This window comes from Polaromonas sp. A23 (genome assembly GCF_002001015.1).
GTDB lineage: Bacteria > Pseudomonadota > Gammaproteobacteria > Burkholderiales > Burkholderiaceae_C > Polaromonas.
On record NZ_MUNO01000045.1, the window covers coordinates 108102 to 129560 of the forward strand.

The 21459-nt window shown below is 61.1% G+C and carries 19 protein-coding genes; 5 read left to right on the forward strand and 14 right to left on the reverse strand.

Features of this window, described 5'->3' with window-relative positions; translation table 11 throughout:
* Positions 1–142 precede the first annotated feature (142 nt).
* Positions 143–1066, forward strand: a complete 924-nt coding sequence (locus B0B52_RS19750) for a LysR family transcriptional regulator (RefSeq protein WP_077595384.1) — start codon at positions 143–145, stop codon at positions 1064–1066.
* A gap of 111 nt (positions 1067–1177) precedes the next feature.
* On the opposite strand, the gene B0B52_RS19755 is transcribed toward B0B52_RS19750, so the two are convergent.
* From B0B52_RS19755 to B0B52_RS19780, 6 genes are all read right to left on the reverse strand, one after another.
* The gene (locus tag B0B52_RS19755) at positions 1178–1828 is read right to left on the reverse strand and encodes a hypothetical protein (protein WP_077595385.1); all 651 of its coding nucleotides are present in this window, start codon (positions 1826–1828) and stop codon (positions 1178–1180) included.
* 170 nt (positions 1829–1998) lie between these two features.
* Complete coding sequence (locus B0B52_RS19760) at positions 1999–2643, reverse strand: hypothetical protein (RefSeq protein ID WP_077595386.1); 645 nt, start codon at positions 2641–2643, stop codon at positions 1999–2001.
* Between the two features lie 194 nt (positions 2644–2837).
* Complete coding sequence (locus B0B52_RS19765; protein ID WP_077595387.1) at positions 2838–3950, reverse strand: DNA alkylation repair protein; 1113 nt, start codon at positions 3948–3950, stop codon at positions 2838–2840.
* A gap of 4 nt (positions 3951–3954) precedes the next feature.
* Positions 3955–5289, reverse strand: a complete 1335-nt coding sequence (locus B0B52_RS19770) for a 3-deoxy-D-manno-octulosonic acid transferase (protein WP_077595388.1) — start codon at positions 5287–5289, stop codon at positions 3955–3957.
* A complete protein-coding gene (waaC, locus tag B0B52_RS19775) occupies positions 5289–6350 on the reverse strand; it encodes a lipopolysaccharide heptosyltransferase I (RefSeq protein WP_077595389.1) in 1062 nt (353 codons plus the stop codon). Before waaC ends, B0B52_RS19770 begins: the two co-directional genes overlap by 1 nt.
* A gap of 145 nt (positions 6351–6495) precedes the next feature.
* Positions 6496–7953, reverse strand: a complete 1458-nt coding sequence (locus tag B0B52_RS19780) for a phosphomannomutase/phosphoglucomutase (protein WP_077595390.1) — start codon at positions 7951–7953, stop codon at positions 6496–6498.
* 114 nt (positions 7954–8067) lie between these two features.
* Between B0B52_RS19780 and B0B52_RS19785 the strand changes: the two genes are divergently transcribed.
* The 4 genes from B0B52_RS19785 (at position 8068) to B0B52_RS22535 (ending at position 11428) form a co-directional block, all read left to right on the forward strand.
* On the forward strand, positions 8068–9567 hold the full coding sequence (locus tag B0B52_RS19785; protein ID WP_077595391.1) for an AlkA N-terminal domain-containing protein: 1500 nt from the start codon (positions 8068–8070) through the stop codon (positions 9565–9567).
* A gap of 258 nt (positions 9568–9825) precedes the next feature.
* Positions 9826–10347, forward strand: a complete 522-nt coding sequence (locus B0B52_RS19790; protein WP_077595392.1) for a methylated-DNA--[protein]-cysteine S-methyltransferase — start codon at positions 9826–9828, stop codon at positions 10345–10347.
* The gene (locus tag B0B52_RS19795) at positions 10344–11261 is read left to right on the forward strand and encodes a DMT family transporter (protein ID WP_077595393.1); all 918 of its coding nucleotides are present in this window, start codon (positions 10344–10346) and stop codon (positions 11259–11261) included. Before B0B52_RS19790 ends, B0B52_RS19795 begins: the two co-directional genes overlap by 4 nt.
* The gene (locus B0B52_RS22535) at positions 11258–11428 is read left to right on the forward strand and encodes a hypothetical protein (RefSeq protein ID WP_168173601.1); all 171 of its coding nucleotides are present in this window, start codon (positions 11258–11260) and stop codon (positions 11426–11428) included. The genes B0B52_RS19795 and B0B52_RS22535 overlap by 4 nt, the downstream gene beginning before the upstream one ends.
* Before the next feature lie 130 nt (positions 11429–11558).
* Here the strand turns inward: B0B52_RS22535 and B0B52_RS19800 are convergent, their stop codons facing one another.
* From B0B52_RS19800 to B0B52_RS19835, 8 genes are read right to left on the reverse strand one after another with little or no spacing between them, the layout of a single operon-like run.
* Positions 11559–12314 (reverse strand): ABC transporter ATP-binding protein, encoded by a 756-nt coding sequence (locus B0B52_RS19800; protein ID WP_077595394.1) that lies wholly within the window; start codon positions 12312–12314, stop codon positions 11559–11561.
* The gene (locus B0B52_RS19805; protein WP_077595395.1) at positions 12308–13369 is read right to left on the reverse strand and encodes an iron ABC transporter permease; all 1062 of its coding nucleotides are present in this window, start codon (positions 13367–13369) and stop codon (positions 12308–12310) included. Before B0B52_RS19805 ends, B0B52_RS19800 begins: the two co-directional genes overlap by 7 nt.
* On the reverse strand, positions 13366–14571 hold the full coding sequence (locus B0B52_RS19810; protein WP_077595396.1) for an ABC transporter substrate-binding protein: 1206 nt from the start codon (positions 14569–14571) through the stop codon (positions 13366–13368). Before B0B52_RS19810 ends, B0B52_RS19805 begins: the two co-directional genes overlap by 4 nt.
* A 48-nt stretch (positions 14572–14619) precedes the next feature.
* Complete coding sequence (locus B0B52_RS19815; RefSeq protein WP_254425780.1) at positions 14620–15864, reverse strand: MFS transporter; 1245 nt, start codon at positions 15862–15864, stop codon at positions 14620–14622.
* A 6-nt stretch (positions 15865–15870) separates the two neighbouring features.
* Positions 15871–17766 (reverse strand): IucA/IucC family siderophore biosynthesis protein, encoded by a 1896-nt coding sequence (locus B0B52_RS19820; RefSeq protein WP_139352029.1) that lies wholly within the window; start codon positions 17764–17766, stop codon positions 15871–15873.
* A gap of 37 nt (positions 17767–17803) precedes the next feature.
* Positions 17804–18976 (reverse strand): NAD/NADP octopine/nopaline dehydrogenase family protein, encoded by a 1173-nt coding sequence (locus tag B0B52_RS19825; protein WP_077595398.1) that lies wholly within the window; start codon positions 18974–18976, stop codon positions 17804–17806.
* A complete protein-coding gene (locus B0B52_RS19830; protein ID WP_077595399.1) occupies positions 18973–20016 on the reverse strand; it encodes a PLP-dependent cysteine synthase family protein in 1044 nt (347 codons plus the stop codon). The genes B0B52_RS19825 and B0B52_RS19830 overlap by 4 nt, the downstream gene beginning before the upstream one ends.
* The gene (locus B0B52_RS19835) at positions 19994–21451 is read right to left on the reverse strand and encodes a Y4yA family PLP-dependent enzyme (protein WP_254425781.1); all 1458 of its coding nucleotides are present in this window, start codon (positions 21449–21451) and stop codon (positions 19994–19996) included. Before B0B52_RS19835 ends, B0B52_RS19830 begins: the two co-directional genes overlap by 23 nt.
* Positions 21452–21459: the final 8 nt, after the last annotated feature.

Below are 21459 nucleotides of genomic sequence, written 5' to 3' on the forward strand. Positions count from 1 at the left end.
GATGTGCTCCTTCAAAAGGTCGAAGTCGACCGGGGTTAACGATGAAGCAACTTTAGAGAGCCTTTCCTCGGAGATAAACAGGCAAGTCTGACCATCACTGTTCGTAGAATCCAAATAATCAACCTGGTGTCTGGAGCAAAAAATGGACCGTTTCGATGCAATGCAGGCCTTCGCCCGCGTGGTGGAAACCGGCAGCTTCACCAAGGCAGCCGAAACACTGCATATGAGCAAGACCAGCGTGACACAGCTGGTGCAGCAGCTGGAGGCACGCTTGCGCGTCAGGTTGCTCAACCGCACCACACGCAAGGTCAATGTCACGGCCGATGGCGCGGCCTATTACGAACGTGTGCTGCGCGTGCTGGCAGATGTAGACGACGCAGAGACCAGCTTGTCCAGCGCCGCTGCACTGCCCAGAGGGCGGCTGCGGGTCGATGTGCCCAGTCCATTGGCCCGCATGATCCTGGTGCCGGCCTTGCCGGCCTTTCACGCGCAGTACCCCGACATCCAGCTCGACATGGGCGTCAGCGACCGCATGGTCGACATCATTGGCGAAAACGTGGATTGCGTCGTGCGCGGCGGTGAACTCACCGATCTGTCACTGATGGCCCGCCACATTGGCGATTTGCGACTCGGCGTCTACGCGGCGCCAAGCTACCTGGCGCGTGCCGGCACGCCCCTGCACCCACGAGAACTGGAAGACTCCGAACACCGCATCGTCGGCTTTCTGTGGGCGCGCACAGGCAAGCCCCTGTCTTATGCCATGCACTCGGGCAACGAAAGTATCAAAGTGCAGGGGCGCTACGTGCTCTCCATTGATGACGGCAATGCCTACCTCGCAGCCGGCGTGGCCGGCATGGGCGTGCTCTGGTTGCCGGACTACATGGCGAAGCCGCACCTGGCCAACGGCGAGCTGGTGCGTTTGTTTGAAGGCTGGCACCTTGATCCGATGCCGCTGTACATCGCGTTTCCGCCTAATCGGCATGTCAGTGCCAAGCTGCGGGTGTTTATTAAGTGGGTGGCTGGGTTGATGGCGGAGCATGCGCCGGTCACAGACCGACATTCGTGACGATAGCGCTGGGGAACATGACGAAGCGAGGTCAAGGCCAATCAAGCGTTACAGAAGTAGGCCGGGGGCAATGCAAATGCTCCGCATCATGGCAATTTTTCTTGGCTTATGTTAATCCATGCTTTCTTGTTCAGTACTGGCGGAAGCCCTCCCCGGCGCGGCGGAATTCTGAATCTCTCTGCCGCTTCGATGAATAGATGGCCACAAAACAAAATACAAACCCGCGAAGTAGATTGCTATCAACAGCAAATGTGTGCCTAGCCAATTGAGTAGGATAAAACCCAAGATGCTAGATTTTTCGCAGCCTTTGCAATAAGAAGGTTCATGTGCAGAAATAAGTTGAACAAGAAATATTGAGACGGTTAACAAGACAAAGAGGAAGAAGCGTACCCGCCCTCCACGCGGTGTGTATTTCTGTGGATCCCAGACGCCAGAATTCAAATTGGTTTGCGCAACTGTGCGCAGAGCGATGAACAGGTTTTGACGAACTCCCATCACGTATGCCCAAATCAGATTAAGTGGCAATGTCACCCAAAACGCCAACCAGTACAGGTATGCCGCAGAAACAAATTCAGCATCCATCGTACGGAGGGTCACGAGGTTGTGCAGTCCCAACCCTTGAGCAATGGTCTGTAGGGAGGCTATTGCATTGGGCCAGCGGTAACCAACGACAAAAGAAGTCAACGACAGCACACTTGCTGGACCGAAGATGCAGCTCAAGACCCAATAATTAATGGCACGATCAGTTTCTTTTTTATTCATCTTAAATTTCCAAAATAGACTGCCATTATTTTTATCACTCGCTGGAAAGGTCTATCCAATCGCGCGGCGTGAAGGGGGCTTACATACTCCTGAGCAACTTCGAATCATGCGCTTGCAAGCGCCCCCCAGCCAGGACGCTTGCTTCGCAGATCTGCCGAAGGGTATAGGGTTCACTTGCCATGATGCATCAACCTTTTATATAAACAGAGAAACGGCCCGAACAAAAATACCGTAAGTAGCCATGAAATTGAGAGAGCGCCGAGTGTTAGGAATGCGCCGAAAATCGCCATTGGAATTCGGTACGAGACCATTAAGAAAAAGATTAGCTGTGCTCTCGTAGGAGTAACACCACGATGCACCTCTATCGGTAGAAAGAATAATACGTAGAGCAAAAATGCCATCAAAGGGATCCCCACCAAATACATGATCACAAAAAAGCTGAACTTCGATTCCGCTTTTTCATATGCGTACTTAAATCGCGGTCCATATGGATCTCCCCAAACGAGGTACGCAAATAGCATTGGCATTAACAGCAAAATCGTGCCAAAAAATCCCTGTATGAGGGTACTGATTGGGGAAATCCCAACGCTTTTTCTCACCGATGGAACTACTTCTGTCACCCACGATATCGGCGTACCCAACATCCCCCCCCACTCAGTGGGCATAACCAAACCGAGCAATAGCAAAAACAACCCAATTTGCTTGGTCCTTTTTGTGGCTCGCACATTCGCAACTTCGATTTCCTGAGGCATTGGCAACACTTTTATAAACTCCAGTTTCTCGAACAAAAAACTTGGAGGGCGTTCACGAGTCATCGCTCTCTCCTCGCCTCTTTGACCGCTTTCTGCACCGGCGACGACAGCTACTCCGAGACCGTCCGTACTCTGATCATTGAGACTTCCACAACTCATGACATGCGACTGACTACCACTCGTCCCAAGCCTTTCGAAGGGTCGAAGTTTCGAGCGAATAATGGCTTCTGTGGCTGCGCCAGCTTTTTCTCAGAAAACTACGCCACCAACTCAAACGCTCCAAGCACCCTCGCCTGCCCATTAAGCAGCACATCGACCTGATGCGCCCCCGCATGATGCTTGCGCGTGGTCATCTCAGCAGTGGAAACTGTCTTGCTCAATCGCACCGTCTCCTTCGGCACCAAATCCAGCACCTTGAGTTTGAACACCTTGGCACTGGTCTTGCCACTGGCTTTGACGTAGTGGATGCAGAAATCCACCAGCACCTGCTGCGCCTTGTTGCTGGTGTTGGAAACGTCGAAGGCAATGTTCACTTTCTCGCCCATCACCACACGCTTTGGCGTAATGTGCGCGTTCGAAACTTCAGCTTTCGCGCTCTGGCCAAAACCCAGCACCTCCAGCGCCGCAGCCTCGCCGCGCTTGACGGCTGAGCGCAGCGCGTGCTGGACGATCCAGCGGCGCTCTTCGCTGGCGCCTTTGAGCCACTGCTTCGCCGTCTGCGCCAGCACGGCCGGGTGGTCTTTGCCTATGTCGTTGAGGTTGTTGGCGACGGAGCGGCGCACATATAGCTCGGGGTCGTCCTTGAGCAGATCGAGCAGCGCCAGCACGGGGGCCGGGTTCTTCTGGAAAGACGGCAGGCGGCTGGCCCAGGGAAGGCGTGGGCGGCTGCCTTCGGACACCAGGCGGCGCACATGCACGCTGGGGTCGGTAGCCCATTGTTTGAAACGCGCCAGTGTGGCGGCCTCATGTTTTTGAAAGAACGTGCGGATGCTGAACTCAGCGGTGAAGCGCTGGGTCAGCGCGTGTTGTGCCCGCATGGAGTCTTCAAAATGGTCAAGGCCAAATTCGGCCACGAACATCGTGTGCGGCAAATACAGAAAAGAGGCCAAGCTGAGCCCCTCTGGCCGGCCATGCGGCTGGTCCAGCGAGGCCAGCAAGATGTCTACCGCTTTCGGGTAGTCCGTTGGCAAGTGCTTGTGCAAGGCCTGGGCAATATGTTTGCCGCGCGGCATCAGTGCCAGGGCTTCGTAACCCTGCAACGCATCGCGCATGAATTTTTTGGACTCGAACTTGGGGTGCACCGCAGAAATCATGCGGGCAATCGCCTCGGGCACGTCGGCGCCGTACTGGTTGACGAGGGGCTCGGCCACGGCTTCAGCCTTTGAGAAGCTTGCCCAAGGCCTGCACCGTATTGGCCGCAGCACCACGGTGCTGCGCCGCGAAGCGCAGCCCGGCAGCCGAGGCGGCCTTCTGCGCACTCGGCCTGATGAGCATGGCCCTGGCGCTGCGTACGGCCTCGTCCATGTCCTGGACGCGGCGTGCGGCGCCGGCCGCTTCGGCAAGCTCTGCCGCTTCAGCAAAGTTGAAGGTGTGCGGGCCCATAATGACGGGGCAGCCGCAGGCAGCGGCTTCAATCAGATTCTGCCCACCCAGCGGCGCAAAGCTGCCGCCCAGCAGGGCCACGTCGCTCATGGTGTAGTACACCGCCATCTCGCCCAGCGAGTCGCCTATCCACACATCGGCATTGGCCGGGGGCGCGCCGTTCCAGCTTGAGCGGCGCGAGACCGAAAGCCCGTGTTTTTCAACCAGGGCCCGCACTTCGGCAAAGCGCTGGGGGTGGCGCGGCACGATCAGGAGCTGGAAGGGTGAGGCCATGACGGTGCTTTCGTCTATGCCGGCTGCTATTGTTTCTGTAGCTGCTTGCGCCCGTTCTGAAAGGGCTAGAGCCGTTATTTGCTTGAGAAATTCTTCTTCTTCGCCTTCGCGCGAGCTCGCAAGCATCAACACCGGGCAGTCTCGCGCCTGGCGCCACTTGCGGCCCAGTGCCTGCTGCGCCGCGTCGGGTGTCGCGTCGAATTTGAGGTTGCCGAACACACCGTGCACCGGCGCGCCGAGCGCCCGCAGCCGCTCGGCGTCGGCCTCGCTTTGCGCATAAACCGCGGCCAGCGCGGCAAAAGCCGGCTTCGAGAGCGGCGCAATACGCAGCGACTGCTGCAGCGACTTGTCGGACAGGCGTGCGTTGACCAGTGCCAGCGGCACGCCGCAGGCCTGCGCGCGGGCCACGGTGTTGGGCCAGACCTCGGTCTCCATCAGCAAGCCCAGGCGGGGACGGAAGTGCTTGAAAAACCGCGCCACGGCCGCTTCGCTGTCCCAGGGCTGCCAGACCTGCACATCGCCGCCACGCAGCAGGCTGGCGCCCTCGGCGCGGCCGGTGGCTGTGCCATGGGTCAGCAGAATGCGCAGCCCGGGCCACTGCTCCCGCAGCGCGTCAATCAAAATGCCGGCGGTACGCGTTTCGCCCAGCGACACGGCGTGCACCCAGACCAGCTCGGATTGCTTTTCGGGCGCTTGCAGGTACGCGCCAAAACGCTCTTCCACGAACTCAAGGTAGCCGGCCTCGGCCTGCCCACGCCGCAACAGTTTGCGCCGCAGGAAGGGCTGGGCCGCCCACATAAATAAAGAGTAAAACTTGCGGATCAGAGGGTTCATCACTGGGATGGCAGCATACCCGAGGTCGAAGGTGGGCTGGGCTGGCTGTTCAGCCAGGCGTCCCACACGGCCTGCACAGAGGGGGTAGGCTGGGCGAAGATGCTGAGCTGGCGCGAAGCATCTGCTGCAGTTTGCCGCGGTAGCGGGCCGGTGCGCCAGGCAGTGTCGAAGTTGTAGATCTGCACATGCGGCAGGTCCAGCGCCACGGCAATGTGGCTGAGGCCGCTGTCCACCCCGATGACGCCGGCGCATTGCGCCATATGCTGCGTCAGCTCATTCAACGGAAGGCGTGGCCAAACCACGGCACGCGGCGTGGCGCCCGCCGGCACGTCGTCGTTCAGGGCCGCAGCAATGGCCTGGCTGGTGGCGCGCTCATCGGTGCTGCCATGCGGCAAAGCAATACGGTAACCGTCCGAATTGAGTTGCCGGCCCAGCATGATCCAGTTTTCCATGGGCCACTGCTTGTCGGCACGCGAGGTGCCATGTACGAATGCTATGGTTTCAGGAGCTTCTGGCGCCCGGCTGATAAGGGCTGCAGCCTTGTTTAACCCATAATCTGGTGCCACCGGCAGGGTATGGCCCAGGGCGCGGGCACAGAGTTCGCGGCCACGCTGCACGGCGTGGATGTGCGGCTCGATGGTGATCGCCACATCGGCGACCCAGCGCGTTGGCGCTTCATAGCCCGAGCCTTCGGTCTGGTTGGCCATCGCATACCGTTTGCCGCCGGGCGCCAGCCGGGCCAGGCGCGCCACCACGGCTGATTTGGTCAGCCCCTGCAGGTCAATCACCGCGTCGTAATGCTCGGCTTGCAGCTCGCGCCGAAAAGCGCCCCACTCTGCGCGCGTGGCCGCTGTCCAGAAGGTCTTGCGCCATTCGCGTATCTCGCAGCTGATGACGCGGTGAAGCCCCAGGTCGATCAAAGGCGTGAGCAACGGCGCAAAAGCTTTTTCTACCACCCAGTCGATCTGCGCATCAGGCCGCGCGGCCAGGATGTCCTGCACCACAGGCAAGGTATGCACCACGTCGCCCAGTGACGAGAGTTTGACTAAAAGTATTTTCACAACCAGACCAGCCCCGAACGCGGCAACTCTTCGTCAAGCAGGGGCCGCGGATCCGTCTCCGCCGGTCCGCAGGCGCTGCGCCCCTCTTCTTGGTGCGAGGGGCAGCGCAACGCTGAAGGCACACGAAGTGACGAACGTGGGGGCATCAGTGAACAGCCGCTCCGAAACTCGCGTCGGGCTTGACGCTGCGCAGCAGGCCCAGCATGTCGGCCTGGATGCGCGCAAGTGCCTCTGTTGTTCGCCCCTCAAACCGCAGCACCAGCACCGGTGTGGTGTTGGAAGCGCGGATCAGGCCAAAGCCGTCGGCCCAGTCAATGCGCACGCCGTCGATCGTGGAGATTTTGGCGCCCGCGTTGATGGCTTCGCGCAAGGCGCTGTTTCCCGAAGGCTCGGGGCTCGCCGGGGCCGGCCCGGCACCGCGCATGGCTTCCATGGCCAGAGCCACCAGCGTGCTCACCACCTTATGCTGCTCGCCTTCGCGGCAAGTCACGTTGAGCTCGGGCGTGCTGAAGCTGGTGGGCAGGCTGTTGAGAAGCTCTCCGGCATCGGGCGAGCGGCTGACGATTTCAAGCAATCGGGCACCCGCGTAGGTGCCGTCGTCAAAGCCGAACCAGCGCTCCTTGAAGAATATATGGCCGCTCATCTCGCCGCCCAGCGGGGAGTTGACTTCCTTCATCTTCGCCTTGATCAGCGAGTGGCCGGTGCGGTACATCATGGGCACGCCGCCAGCAGCTTCAATCTCTGGCGCCAGGCGCTGCGAGCACTTCACGTCGAACACAATGGCCCCGCCGGGTGCGCGTGACAGTACATCGCGGGCAAACAGCATCATCTGGCGGTCGGGGTAAATGTTCTGCCCATCGCGCGTGACGATGCCCAGGCGGTCACCGTCACCGTCAAACGCCAGGCCCAGCTCGGCGTCGCCCGTCTGCAGTGCAGTGATCAGGTCTTTCAGGTTTTCCGGCTTGCTCGGGTCCGGGTGGTGGTTAGGGAAGTTGCCGTCGACCTCGCTGAACAGCTCGGTCACTTCACAGCCCAGCGCGCGGAAGATGTCCGGGGCCGAGGCACCGGCAATACCGTTGCCAGAATCGACCACAATTTTCATGGGCCGCGTGAGCTTGATGTCGGACACGATGCGGTCGCGATAAGGGCCGAGCACATTGACGTGGGTCACTTTGCCTTGCCTTGCTGGTGTGGCCCAGGCGGCGTTTTCCATGCTCTGGCGCAGGCCTTGAATGTCGTCGCCGTAAATCGCCCGGCCGGCCAGCACCATCTTGAAGCCGTTGTAGTCGCGCGGGTTGTGGCTGCCGGTGATCTGGATGCCGGAGCTCGCCAGTGTGCTGGCCGCAAAGTAAAGCATGGGCGTTGTGGCCATGCCAATATCCACCACATCCACACCGCTGGCCACCAGGCCGCGAATCAGCGCCGCACTGAGTGCAGGCCCGCTGAGGCGCCCGTCGCGCCCCACAGCCACCGTACGTTCACCCTGGGCCAGGGCTGTGCTGCCGAACGCACGGCCGAGCGATTCGGCGACGGATTCATTGACGGTAGCGGGCACCACACCGCGGATGTCGTAAGCCTTGAATATCGATGCGTCAAGTTGCATGAGGGGTGGCACTCCTGGGGGTTGCGGGAAAGGCACGATTGTAGGCGGCGATCTTCTGTGGGAGATGTCCGAAAACGGCTAGTTCAAACGTAGGCGACGCGTATTATTCAAGCCATGAACCCGAGCAATACCCCCCTGGCAGACGACGCCTGCTACCTCGCCCTGAAGGCGCGGGATGCGCGGTTTGACGGCAACTTTTTTACCGGTGTTACCTCCACAGGCATTTACTGCCGTCCGGTTTGCAGCGTCAAGACCCCCAAACGCGAAAACTGCCGCTTTTTTGTGCACGCAGCCCAGGCCGAAAACGCCGGCTTCCGCCCTTGCCTGCGCTGCCGGCCCGAGCTGGCACCGCATTCGGTGGCATGGTCCATCCAGGACGCGAGCTACATCCTGGCCCACCAGGCCGCCCGTCTCTTGGACGAACCCGAGGCTTGGCTGGATGCCGCTCCCTCGGTTGAACTGCTGGCAGCCAGACTGGGCGTGAGCGACCGCCACGTGCGACGCATTTTTGAAAGCCAGTTCGGGGTTTCACCCCTTCAATACCTGCAAACCCGCCGCCTGCTGACGGCCAAACAGTTGCTGGCCGATACCGCCCTGCCCATCACACAGGTTGCCCTGATCAGTGGCTATGCCAGCGTGCGGCGTTTCAACGCCGCCTTTGTCGGCCACTATGGGCTGAACCCGACACAGCTGCGGCGCCAGGGCGCCTCAGGCTCAGACACCGGCATCACCGTGCGGCTCGGTTACCGCCCGCCTTATGACGTGGCAGCGATGGCCGCCTTCTTCAGGAAGCGGCAGATCAACGCTATCGAATTTATAGCAAATAGCGCAGGTGCGACGGGGGTAGGACGCACTTTTCGCGTGGAATCCGGAGGCAAAGTGCACGTGGGCTGGATACACGCCACCTTTGACGAAGGCCACAGCCACGTGGCCCTGCGCATCAGCGACTCGCTGCGCGAGGTGTTGCCGCTGGTGATTCGCCGGCTGCGCGCCATGCTGGACCTTGACGCCGACCCGCAAGCCATCAATGCCGTGCTGCACAACAGCTTTCCGGGCGGCGACGGGCTGCGGGTGCCGGGCGCCATGGACGGCTACGAATTGGCGGTGCGTGCGGTGCTGGGCCAGCAGATCACGGTGGCGGCAGCCCGCACGCTGGCGCAGCGGATGGTGGACAAACTGGGTGAGCCGATAGAAACGCCTTGGCCCGAACTCACTCGGCTGTTCCCATCGGCCGCGGTACTGGCCCAGGCCAGTGGCGACACGCTGGGGCAACTGGGCATCGTCAAGCAGCGGCAGGCGGCGATTGTCGGCATCGCCAAAGCTGTGGCGGAAAAGCGCGTGCAGCTGCACGGCGGGGCTGATGTCAACGCCACCATCGCCACGCTGAAGGAGCTGCCCGGCATTGGCGACTGGACGGCGCAATACATCGCCATGCGGGCGCTGCGCTGGCCCGACGCCTTTCCGGCCGGTGATGTGGCACTGCACAAGGCGCTTGGCGTGCAAGGCAAAAAGAACCCAGCCAAAGAAGCCGAGCTGGCGTCGGTGGCCTGGAAACCCTGGCGAAGTTACGCCGTCATCCGCGCCTGGGGTGGAGCGATGCAGCCCGGCGGCTGACGGCGCAGGAGATCCATGCGTACAGGGAATGAATCAGGTGCCTCGATTTCATTGGACGGAAATGCGCCGCCGCGCGAGGATCAGTGGCGAATGATTGAGGTTCTTTTTTCCCTGAAATGCCCGCGAGGCAGAAGAAGTTTTAGAAGTAGTTGTTTTGCTACTGAATTAATAGCTGGAAGCGCCCGCACTTAAAGGGGAAACACGCAATAACAGCCTGAATAACAGGCAGAACCCGAAAATCATTCAAAGGTGAACACCATGAAATTTACCCGCTCCATCGTTCAAACCACTTTCCAAAGCCCTCTGGGCAAAATGATCATTGCCGCAACCGACAACGGCCTTGCCGGGCTCTGGTTTGAGGGCCAGCGCCATCTCCCTCCTGAATTGGCTGGGCCAGTCCTGTGGCCCAGCGATCCGGCACATCCCGTTCTGCAGAAGGTAATAGGCCAACTGCAGGAATACTTTGCAGGACAGCGCACGCAATTCGATGTGCCACTGGACTTGGCCTACGGCACGGCTTTCCAGCAATCTGTGTGGCAGGCGCTGCTGAAAATTCCGCAAGGCGGCACCGCCAGCTACGGCGAGGTAAGCCAGCGCATCGGCAAGCCTGCCGCCGTGCGGGCCGTAGGGGCAGCCGTTGGCCGCAACCCGGTCAGCGTCATCGTGCCCTGCCACCGCGTGATGGGCGCCAATGGTGCGCTCACCGGTTACGCGGGCGGGCTTGAGCGTAAGGCTGCCCTGCTGACGCTAGAGGGAGTTCTTCAGGGGAGCGCGTCTTGAGCGTCACATCTTCTGCCGTAGCTGCCGGCGCCCGGCAGAAAACCTGGGCCGTCGACTTTGTATTGCTGGCTGCCATCTGGGGTTCGTCCTTTCTGTTCACGCGACTGAGCGTGGGCGAGTTTGGCCCGCTGCCCACCGCCGCCATGCGCGTGGCCATTGCTGCGGCCTTTCTGCTGCCGCTGGTGTTGCTGCGCGGACTGGGGCCCACGCTGGTTAAAAACTGGCGCCATGTGTTCCTGATCGGCATGTTCAACTCCGGCATTCCGTTTGCCTGCTTTGCGTTTGCGCTGTTGTCGATCACCACCGGGCTGTCGGCCATTCTCAACGCCACCGTTCCGATGTTCGGCGCGCTGGTGGCCTGGATCTGGCTCAAGGACAAACCCAATCATTCGCGCTTGCTGGGCCTGGTTGTCGGCTTTGCCGGGGTGGCCATGCTGGCCTGGGACAAGGCCACTTTCAAGCCCGATGCTTCTGGCGTGGCACCGGGCTGGGCAGTGCTTGCCTGCCTGCTGGCCTGCGTTTGTTATGCACTGTCGGCAAGCTACACCAAGCGTTACCTGACCGGGCTGCCGCCGCTGGTCACCGCAGCAGGCAGCCAGATCGGCGCCACGGTGGGGCTGGCGCTGCCTGCGCTGTGGTTCTGGCCGGCAAGCATGCCTGGCACCACCGCCTGGCTGGCCCTGCTGGCCGTCGGCGTGCTGTGCACAGGCGTCGCTTACATCCTGTACTTCCGTCTGATCGAAAACGCCGGCCCGGCGCGCGCGCTGGCAGTGACGTTTGTGATTCCCGTGTTCGCGGTTTTTTACGGCGCGCTGTTTCTCGGTGAAGCGGTGACTTTATGGATGCTGCTTTGCGCCGTGGTCATCGTTTGCGGTACGGCGCTGTCTACCGGTCTGCTTAAAATCGGCCGATGAGTTCTGCCCGCAAAGTCAAGATCAAGCTCAAGATCAAAGCCGCCAAACCCCGCAACCCGCTGGTCGTGCACGCAGCGCAGCGCAAGGCGGGATCGCACCGCAAATCAGAAGCGAGCCTGCGCAAAAAGGAAAAGCTGGCCCTGAAGAAGCAGTTGCTTCAAATATAGGAATCAGCAGCCTGCAAGGCACAAGGCCACTGAAATCATGGTGGAATGATGCGATGGCGTTGCAGAGTGATGTCTTCAGCTGCGCGCCCTGCCCGCCGCACTTTGAGCGACTCCGCGTATACAACCAAAACTACACCACGCCGTCGACGATGACGTGATCGAGGCCTCTGGAACAGCGTTCAATGCGGGCGCCGATGCGATAGACCTCGCGCAACATGTCCACGGTGATGACCTGGCCCGACCGGCCGCAGCCGCGCAGGGCGCCGTCGGCGATCACCATGACCTGGTCAGAAAAATGCAGCGCCTGGTTGAGGTCGTGCATGGCAATGAAGACGATCAGCCCACGCTGGCGGGCCAGTGTGCGCATGAAGTCGAGCACCTGCACCTGGCGGTGCAGGTCCAGGGCGCTGGTTGGCTCATCCATGAGCAGCACTTCCGGCTCCCGGGCCAGCGTCTGCGCAATGGACACCAACTGGCGCTGACCGCCACTGAGCTCGCTCAGGTAACGAAAAGCGATGTCGGTTATGCCGAGCGAGGCCATGATGTCGTCCATCAGGGCCAGGTCCGCGTCGTGAACCACCCATGACGGCGCACGCTGCTTGTGGGCCAGCAATACCGACTCATACACGGTCAACCGGGCGCTTGCGCTGCTTTCCTGCGGCATGTAGCAGATACCGTCGTGTCCTTTTTTCGAATTCTCCAGCACGACATTGCCGGCGCCTTTGAGAAGGCCGGCCACCCGCTTGAAGAGTGTGGACTTGCCCGCCGCGTTGGGCCCGACGACCGCAACCAGCTCACCACCGTGGAAAGCGGGCGTGCTGATGCCCGAAACAATCTGGCGCGCGCCATAACCGGCGCTGACGCCTTCCAGCCTTAATGTCACCATGTATTTTTCTTGCTGCCAAGAATGAGTGAGATGAAGAAGGGCACGCCGATCAGCGAGGTCACCACGCCGATGGGAAAGATAGCGCCCGGAATCAGGGTCTTGCTCACCACGGAACTGAGGGAAAGGACCAACGCCCCGGTCAACAGCGACGCCGGCAGGAAAAAGCGCTGGTCTTCGCCGATCAGCATGCGGGCGATATGCGGCCCCACCAGGCCGATGAAACCGATGGTGCCGACGAAGGCCACAGGAAAAGCGGCCAAAAGGCTCACCAGCACAAGTGTCTGAAACCGCAGGCGCGGTACATTGACGCCAAAACTGGCCGCTTTGTCGTCGCCCAGCCGTAGCGCCGTGAGCGCCCAGGCGCGTCGCACGAAGATGGGCAAGGTGATGACGATAACGAGGCAGGTGACGCCCAGCTTGGGCCAGGTGGCTTTGGTGAGGCTGCCCATGGTCCAGAACACGACGGTGGCAACCGCCTGTTCGGAGGCAAAGTACTGCACCAGCGCCAGCAGCGCATTGAAGGTGAACACCAGCGCAATGCCGAGCAGTACGATGGTTTCAGCTGTCACGCCACGCCGCATGCTGAGCACGTGGATCAGGAAAGCCGACAGCATGGCCATGACAAAAGCGTTGAGGGGAACCACATACTCCGCCATCACGGGCAGCACCCGTACACCGAACGCCAGTCCCAGCGCCGCCCCGAAACTCGCGGCGGCGGAGATGCCCAGTGTGAACGGACTTGCCAGAGAATTGTTGAGGATGGTTTGCATCTGCGCACCCGCCAGGGACAGGGCGGCGCCGACGGCCACGGCCATCAGCGCGATGGGCAGGCGAATCTCCCAGATCACCACGCGCACCTGCAAGGGTGCGCTCGCGGGCGAAAACAAGGCGCGAACCACTTCTTCAAGCGTGTAGCGGGCGGGGCCCAGCGCCAGGTCCAACAACACGCTGAACAACAGCAGGATCAAAAGTCCGGCCAGCACCAAACGCCGGCGCCGCACCAGCGAGCGATAGGCTTCTCGCGGACCGTGCTGCGGCAACGGGACGGCGCTCATGGACGGGCCTCTGCGCCTGCGCGAAGGCTCACAAAATAACCCGACCGGTATTCCACAGGCAGAAAGCGCTCGTGCAATTCGCGGAAAGTCGCGTCCGGGTCAAGGTCGGAAAAGAGTTCCGGGTGAAACCACTTCGCCAGCTGCTGGATCGCGACAAACTCGTAGGGACTGTTGTAGAACTGGTGCCAGATCGCATGAAAGGCACGGTCGCGGCTGGCCGGGCTGCCTGTGTAGGCCGCGCGCTGCGGATAGGCTTGCAGCTTGCGTCTGGCCTCGTCCATATCGGCGCCGGGCCCGACGCCGACCCAGGCACCCCCCGGTGCGTAGGCCTCCCAGTTTGCGCTGGTGACCACCACGTGGGCCGGGTTGGCCGCCACCACCTGCTCGGGGTTCAATTGCCCGAAGGTTCCGGGAATGACTGCCTTGGCGACGTTGCTGCCGCCAGCCATCTCTACAAACTTGCCGAAGTTCTCGTTCCCGAAACTCAGGCAGCAATCCTGGCTGTAGCCGCCTATCCGCTCGATGAACACCTTGGGCCTCTGGGGTTGGCGTGCTTCGATGATGTCGGTGACACGGCGGATTTGCCGGGTACGAAATGCGATGAAGTCCTCGGCCCGCTGCTCTTTGCCGAACAGCTTGCCAAACAGGCGCATGGTCGGCTCGGCGTTTTCAACAGGGTGATGCCGGAAATCGACGTACACCACGGGGATGCCCAGCGCGTCCAGCTTCTCGATGTAACGCGAATCCTCGGTGGCACGCTGCGCTTCGATGTTCAGGAAAATAACATCGGGCTTGTGCGCAATGGCCTGTTCGATGTCGAACGTACCTTCCTCAAAACCGCCAAAAGTGGGGATGCCGGCGATCTCTGGAAATTTGCGCAGGTAGGCGGCGTAGGTATCGGGGTCCGCCTGGATCAGGTCCTTGCGCCAGCCGACGATGCGCTGCAGCGGGTTCTCGGTATCGAGCGCAGCGACCAGGTACAGCTGCCGCCCCTCTCCCAGGATGACACGCTGAACCGGAACGCGCACCTGAACCTGGCGTCCGAGGAGGTCTGTGACCGTGGTCGTGCCTGCCGATGGGTCCCTGGCCACGCCCGGCTCTGGTGCCGCCCCTCGGCCGGCAAAAAAGAACCAGGCCGTCAGTACGGCGCCCGCGATAAAAATAGTGATGAGCGCGCCGGCCCACCGTCGTTGAATTGCCATCGTGTTGAACTCTTGTAATAAGGTAAACAGGTCATTGCAACAGGACTTTTAACGCTCCGCTGCTACCCCGGAATGCGCAAGAACCGGATTTTTTCGATAACTCGCCACAATCAGAAAAAACGCCATCACGTACGACACCGCGACATAAAAATACGTGTACTGCAGCTGCAGGCCGAGGCTGAGCCAGCCGCCGATCGCAATGCCGGTGATGGAGGAAAACTGGGCGGTGCTCTGGGCCACCCCCAGGATGTAGCCCTGCCGCTGGCTACCGGCGGCCCTGGAAACCAGCGACATCAGCACCGGGGTGGTGGCGCCCAGCAGCAACCCCCAGGCAAAGTGAATCGCGGTGAACAAGACGATGTTCCGCGTGATGCCTGCGACGGCCGTGAGCGCCGCACAGACGATGGCCACATGAGCTATCTTCCGCAGAGAATCGGTCATCGGTTTTTGTTCAAAATACCGGGCCCACAAAGAAGCGGACACCACGAATCCGAGCGCCAGCAGGCCATAACACAGCCCCACCACCCAATTGCTTGCGCCGAAAACCGATCGCACATAAAGGGCGAAAGGTGTCTGCGTCAACATGCGACTCAGCAGCAAAATGCCGATGATGCCAAGCAAGCCCAGGATGGGCGGGGAGCGCCATGTGGGCCATGGACCTGCTTCTGTTTCAGGCGAGCCTGTGGCCGCGGAGGCTGTGTGCCTTGACACCGGGACATCGGGCAGGATGAACGCCGCAGCTGCCGCGCACGCCGCGCAAAGAAGCGACGCAGCGATATTGATCCAGAAGAAACTCGCATGGTCGAGAATGAGGCCACCAGCCACCGCCCCACCCAAAGAACCGACATTGGTGGAGACCTGCAGGTAGGCAAACAGGCGCGCCCGCCGCTGGACCGGCTCGATGCTGACGCTGTAAGCCTGCGCCGGCGCAATGTAGCCCGCGCAGGCGCCCTGCATGAAACGCAGCACCAGAATGACCCAGACATCGTTGGTGAACGCCAGCGCGAACTGCGTCAATGCCAACCCCAGCAAGGCTCTGATCATCATCAGCTTGTGGCCGAAGCGGTCGCCGATACGCCCCCAGAATGCGCTCGTCAAGACAATACCCAGCATCGGCCCCACATAGACCGCGATGCCGGCGAAACTGAGAAGCTGCCCGGATGCGCCTAGTGTTTGCAGGTGCACAGGCCAAAAAGGCCCGCTCATTTCCATGGCGCCCATGGACACCAGCTGGATGGCAAAGAGAACGTGAATCAGATACCCGCTGCTGGCGGGTATGGGCGCGGTCTTCACCACCACTCAGTTCCCGCCGTTGGCCAACGGATTGGGCAAATGGTGCTGCAGCCGGTAGTCGGAATACCGGAGCAGGTGCATGCGCAGCACCGAGCGGGTTGGCCATGGGCGTTCAAGGAACTCGGCCAACTCCGCGCGCCAGAATTCAGGGGAAACACGGCCGGCCACAGCATCGAAGGCTCCTTGCGTTTCTTCGCGCAGGATCTCCCAGAGGTGCGACGGTGCGAGTCCGTATTCGCTGGTCAGCATCAACGCGATTTCGTGCAGGTGGCACACAAAGCACGCGTCGAGCACAAACGTACGCACCGGCTCGATGTCGTCGGAAAACACTGTGGGAAGAATGCCCGGGTGGACATACGGCTTGAGCTCGTGCCCGCGCCCGGACAGCAGAGGCGCGTAGGTGCGGCCATCGCCAAAGTCGCGTATCAACAGCTTCCTGGGCAGGCCATCCGCGGAAAACAGCACCGATGTATTTTGCTGGTGCGCCTCCAGCCCAATACCGTAAAGCAGGTAAATGCCAATCACCGGTCGCGTGACAACGCGCGCGTACTGCCGAAAATAGGCCTCAACCGCCGCGGTCGACGCCGCACCGCCGTCGCGCTCCACCAGTTCCGTCATCAGTGGCTTGCCATTGGCGGGCGACGTGGTGAATAAGGCAGCCACGGTGATGGGCAACAAGCCGTCAGACCGTTCAAAGGCCTCCTTGCCAGCCCGAAAGGCCACAGACAGGTGGCGGCCGGGCCTGTCCTCCTGCCGCGCGGCGTGCCGGTAGTGGAATGCGACTTCTTCCGGAAAGATCGAAAGTGTCTGGTCCAAGCCGTTCTCCTCCGCCAGTATTTTCTGGATTACCGTGCTGATGCGCGGCCCCATATGGATCGACTTGGCCTGCAGGCTGCGCTGTTCGCTGGTGAGCCACAGCGCGACAGGCAGCTTGATCAAGGGGGCTGGCAAGCACGGCATCATGGTGCGAAAGGACATCGTCGGCAGTGTTTCGATGTCGGGGCCGTCCGTGATCAGCAGGCCTTCTGCGATCTCGGTGGCGTATTCTTTTTTCACATAGTGCTCAAGGTGCCAGGGGTGGATGGGCAAGGGCAACCAGTCGGCCTCGTCCAGCTGCCTGGCGTTCAGCTGTTCCTTCCAGCTTGCCCACAGCGCCGGAAAATTACTTGCGAACCAGTCATGGTAGGCGTGGACATGCGGCATGCGTTCCATGTACGCCATGTCCTTGCGCAATGCGGCGATCCGAACCCCGACCCGGGCATTGAACTCTGGCGACAGCAATGCCACCCCTTCGGGAGTGAGGTCCGGCTTGGACTTCCAGGTGGGATAAAACGGATGGCCTTCGAGCGAGCCCCATTGGTCAAGAAGGCCGGCCGCGTCTCGGGTGCTGGCTTGGCGGTGCAGGTAGTCGACCAGTCCGCCGGCGCCGGTCGAATCGATCAACTCCTTCAGGCGCTGATTCCAGCCCTGCCGATGGACACGTGCCAGTGCATCGTTTTGAATGCTGTTGACCATGTCCGCCTTCAGCCCCTCCACGCCGTCATCGCCGGGTGAAAAATCAAAGCTGCTTCGCAACAGGCTAATCAGCTGGTCGGGTGTTTCGACCACCGTCCTGGCATCACCGGCGCCGATGAGGGTGATGGCACCGCGATTTATAAAGGTGTCGGCGGGGGCGGCCCAGAGGTTCTCGAAAAAAACCAACGCATGTTTGTCCCAAAGTGGAAACCAGGCTGAGTGGCCTTGCGGGGCGAACACCAGCAGGCTTTTGTCCAGGATCTTCTCGGCGAAGAGGCAGCGGACCACACGGCGCATGGCATTGGTCCGTGAAAAAGCCATCACGGCATTCCCGGATGCAGGGTCAGCTGCAGGCTTCGTTTGCGGCAGAGCAGAGTTTTTTTTCATAAGGTTCAGCATCGGTCACGGTTTGAAAAAAGAGGTGTCAGGCTGGCCAGTGGTCGGGGAAATAATCAAGCGCGGAACCACGCAAGCCGTTCATGTAAGACACATTCCACTTGAAGATCTCCGCGATGTGCGGCACCGGCACTTTCAGCCGTCCGGCCATCGCGACGAGCAGCGAAAGGCCATAAGCCACATCTTCGTGAAATGCCCGGCTTTCCGTATCAATGGTGTAGCCGGTACCGCCGGGCGCAGGGACAAGGGGCGCCTCTATGGCGTCATAGGCCTGATTGGTTCGCAGCACGGACAGCATGGAGGCTGGGTCACGTATCTGGTCGCCGTAGGCTTCAATGATCTCCTGCTTCAAAGGTTTGACCGAGGACAGGTCAAGGCCCAGGCGCTGTTCGATGGCCTTGCAAAGCATCAGGCTCTCCTGGTCGCTGCGCTCCAGGAAGTAGGCACCCAGCTCGGTGCAGTCCGTCCACCAGCACATGCGTGCGGGAAAGACTCGCTTGTGCCACTGTCCGTAAGGCCCGACCAGTCCATACACCACTGAGCTGTGCATGATGGGGTTACCGGGAGTCAGAGTGATTTCGAGGTAATGGCCCAGCAACTCGACCGGTGCCGTGTACAGCCTGCGCAGGTGTGCCAGCAGCTCATCGCGCGCTGCATCGCCTTCCCGCGCATGCGTTCCGATGTACAGCGTGCTCTTGGGGCCACCCATCCTGACCGACACGCCGGGCTTGAGGTCGTAGGCCGTGTGCGGGACGTCCTTCATGCCCCAGATGACAGCGTTGGACCGGCTCTGCAGCGCCTTCTCGGCCAGCCAGTCAAACCCGCAAAAGCCCGGAATGGCGCCCACGTACACGGGTTTGTCCGGCGGCAGGTGCGGCGCGATCTCTTGCAACAGGGCCGGCCTTGCGTGGGCTGGCACCGTGACAATCACCACATCGGCATCGGCAATAACCTCGGCCGGCTCGCTGGCCACCACATCCAGCCGCGCGGCGAGCGAGCCGCCATCCGGCAGCAGCGCGGTGATGGCACCCCCATTGCGATGGCGCTCGATCACTTCGCTGCGGCTGGTGAGCAGCGACACTTTCACGCCGGCAAGCTGCTTGAACAGCACCGCGTTCAGGTGGCCTGTGCGGCCCCCGCCGCAGAGGGCCACACGGAGCGGCCGATGGACCGGGTCGCGGCCTCCGGCATATTCCATCATGCGATGCTTAGACGGGGAACAGCACTGGGTGTGTCCTCCATGCTTTCCTGGGCAAGCCATCCGCCCAGCCGTTCCCAGATTTTGGGATCGAGAAGATCGCGCTCCTTGAGCCAGGCCTCGCTGAAGACGGTGTGGAGGTATTTCTCGCCGCCATCTGCCACGACGGCGACGATGTTGCCGGTAATCTGGCCGCCATGGATCAGCTCGAGCGCCTTGTAAATAACACCCCCTGTAGATCCGCCGACCAGAAGCCCGGTGTGACGGGCCATATAACGGGCGGTTTCAAAAGCCTGCGAATCGGTGACTTGCACACCGAGGTCGATGCAGCTGTAGTCGAGCACCAGGCCGACGGTATCGCCCTGCGGCGTGCCCGTACCGGACTGGTAGTAAGGCCGGCCGGGCTGGCCAAAGATGATGGAGCCGGCGGGCTCGACCGCGATGGTTTTGGTGCGGGGATTGTGCAGTTTCAATCCGCTTGCAATCCCGGTCATCGACCCCCCTGTTCCGACGCAACCCACGTATGCGCCCACGGGGCCTTCGACTTGCTCAATGACCTCCCGCACGAAGTCGAAGTAACCACCCGCGTTTGCGACATTGTCAGACTGGTTCATGAACACGGCATTGGGGATCTGGCTGGCCAGTTCCGCCGCCAGGCGCTGGCGCTCGACGACGGCCACTTCGTCTTCGTTGTAATTGCCGTCGACATAACGGATCTCCGCGCCCAGCGCGCGCATCACCGCAATTTTGTCGGGCGCCGCATGGTGGTCGACGACGGCGATGAACCGCAATCCGAACTCTATGGTGGCAATGGCCAGCCCGATGCCGGTGTTGCCGGAGGAGGACTCCACCACCACCCCGCCGGGCTTGAGGCGCCCAGCCTTGAGGGCGGCGATCACCATGTTGCGGGCCATGCGGTCCTTGATGCTGCCGCCGGGATTGTTTTTCTCAATCTTCAGCAGCAGCGTGGCGTTCTTCCCGGCGATGGGAAATCCGAGAATCGGCGTGTTGCCGATAAGGTCAGTCACTTTGCTCAATATCATCCAGTTGCTCCCTTGGGTCATCAGGTGAAACATCGAAACCGCCGGTTGCATTGCAATGCACGGCAATCCGGCGGGGCATGGGGTGGCGGTGAAACTCGTTTTCCAGCAGGTCCATCTGGTAGCCGCCGGTGTTGGCATAGACCAGCAGATCCCCGGCACAGGGAGGCCGGTTGAAGCTGATCAAGCGATTGGTGAGAACGTCGTCGTCCAGGCAGCTATGCCCGGCGATATAGGCATGAAAAGAAAGAGGCACACCGCAGACCTCGCGGGTGGCCGTTGCGGAAACCAAAATGGGGTCCTGCAGGAATTCGGATGCAAACCAGGTTTCGCAGGCGCTGAAACTGCTGCCCTCTACAAATATCACGTGGTGGCCGCCCGCGAGGCGCTTGACGCGGGTCACCCTGAAGACGGAAATGGCAGCCTGGTCGGCGAGGCTGCGTCCGGGCTCGATCGCCAGCGCAATGTCTTCCTTCCTGAGGTATTGGGCAATCGACAGATCGCCGCGGCAAGGCGAGTCCAGCAGGCGATTCAACCATTCGAAGGCGTCAAGCCGACCGCCATAGGGGTAAAACGCCTCCGGGACCCTCGCGTTGCGGTAATGGCTGCTGTTTTGCCCGCGCAGGAATATCTCGTACCCGTCGCTGTCCACGTACTGGATCGGCATGCCGCCGCCGATGTCGATGATCCCCGGCGTGAGCCCCATGGCGCGCGCCGCCTCCACGTAGGGGATGAGTTCGCGCAGGGCCTGCGCTCGCGTTTCAAGTGCGTAACCACCAAGATGAAAGTGAAAGCCTTCAAAAGCCAGCCGGGCACTCTCCTGCGACAGTTGCCCCATGCACCGCAACAGGTCGTCGGAGCCCATTCCAAAGCGGCTCGCCTGCGACAGGGCCGGCCGGTAGCGAAGGAGAACCCGCGCCCGGCGAGAAGATTCGTTCTGCCCCATGCATGCCATCAAACCATGCAGCTCTTCCACGGAATCGATGGAAATCAATCCATAGCTGGCAACCAGTTCGGCATGAAACGCCCGGGTCTTCGCCGGGCCTGTCGCGCACAAATGCGCAGGATCCGCTCCGGCATGCAGGGCATCGCGCCATTCGTGAATACTGGAGACATCCACCCCGACGCCCGCTTCCACGGCCGCGCGAACGAGTGCCTGGGATTTGTTGACTTTTGCCCCGTAGAAAATCAGGTGCCGCAACCCGTGCGCGTTCAGTACTGCGCGGAATGCCAGGACATTGCGCACAAGACTGTGCGGCCACACCACGTGGAGTGGTGAGCCATACTGCTCCACCATCTCCGCGAGGATTGCCGGGCACGCATAAACGAGCCGGGCTATTTTGGGGTCAAGAACAGGTGTGAGCGGCGCGGTCGGCTGCCCTGACATAGGCTGCGGGAATTCAATGCCGGTCTGAGCGAGCATAAGGTTGTCTTGCACGGATGTTC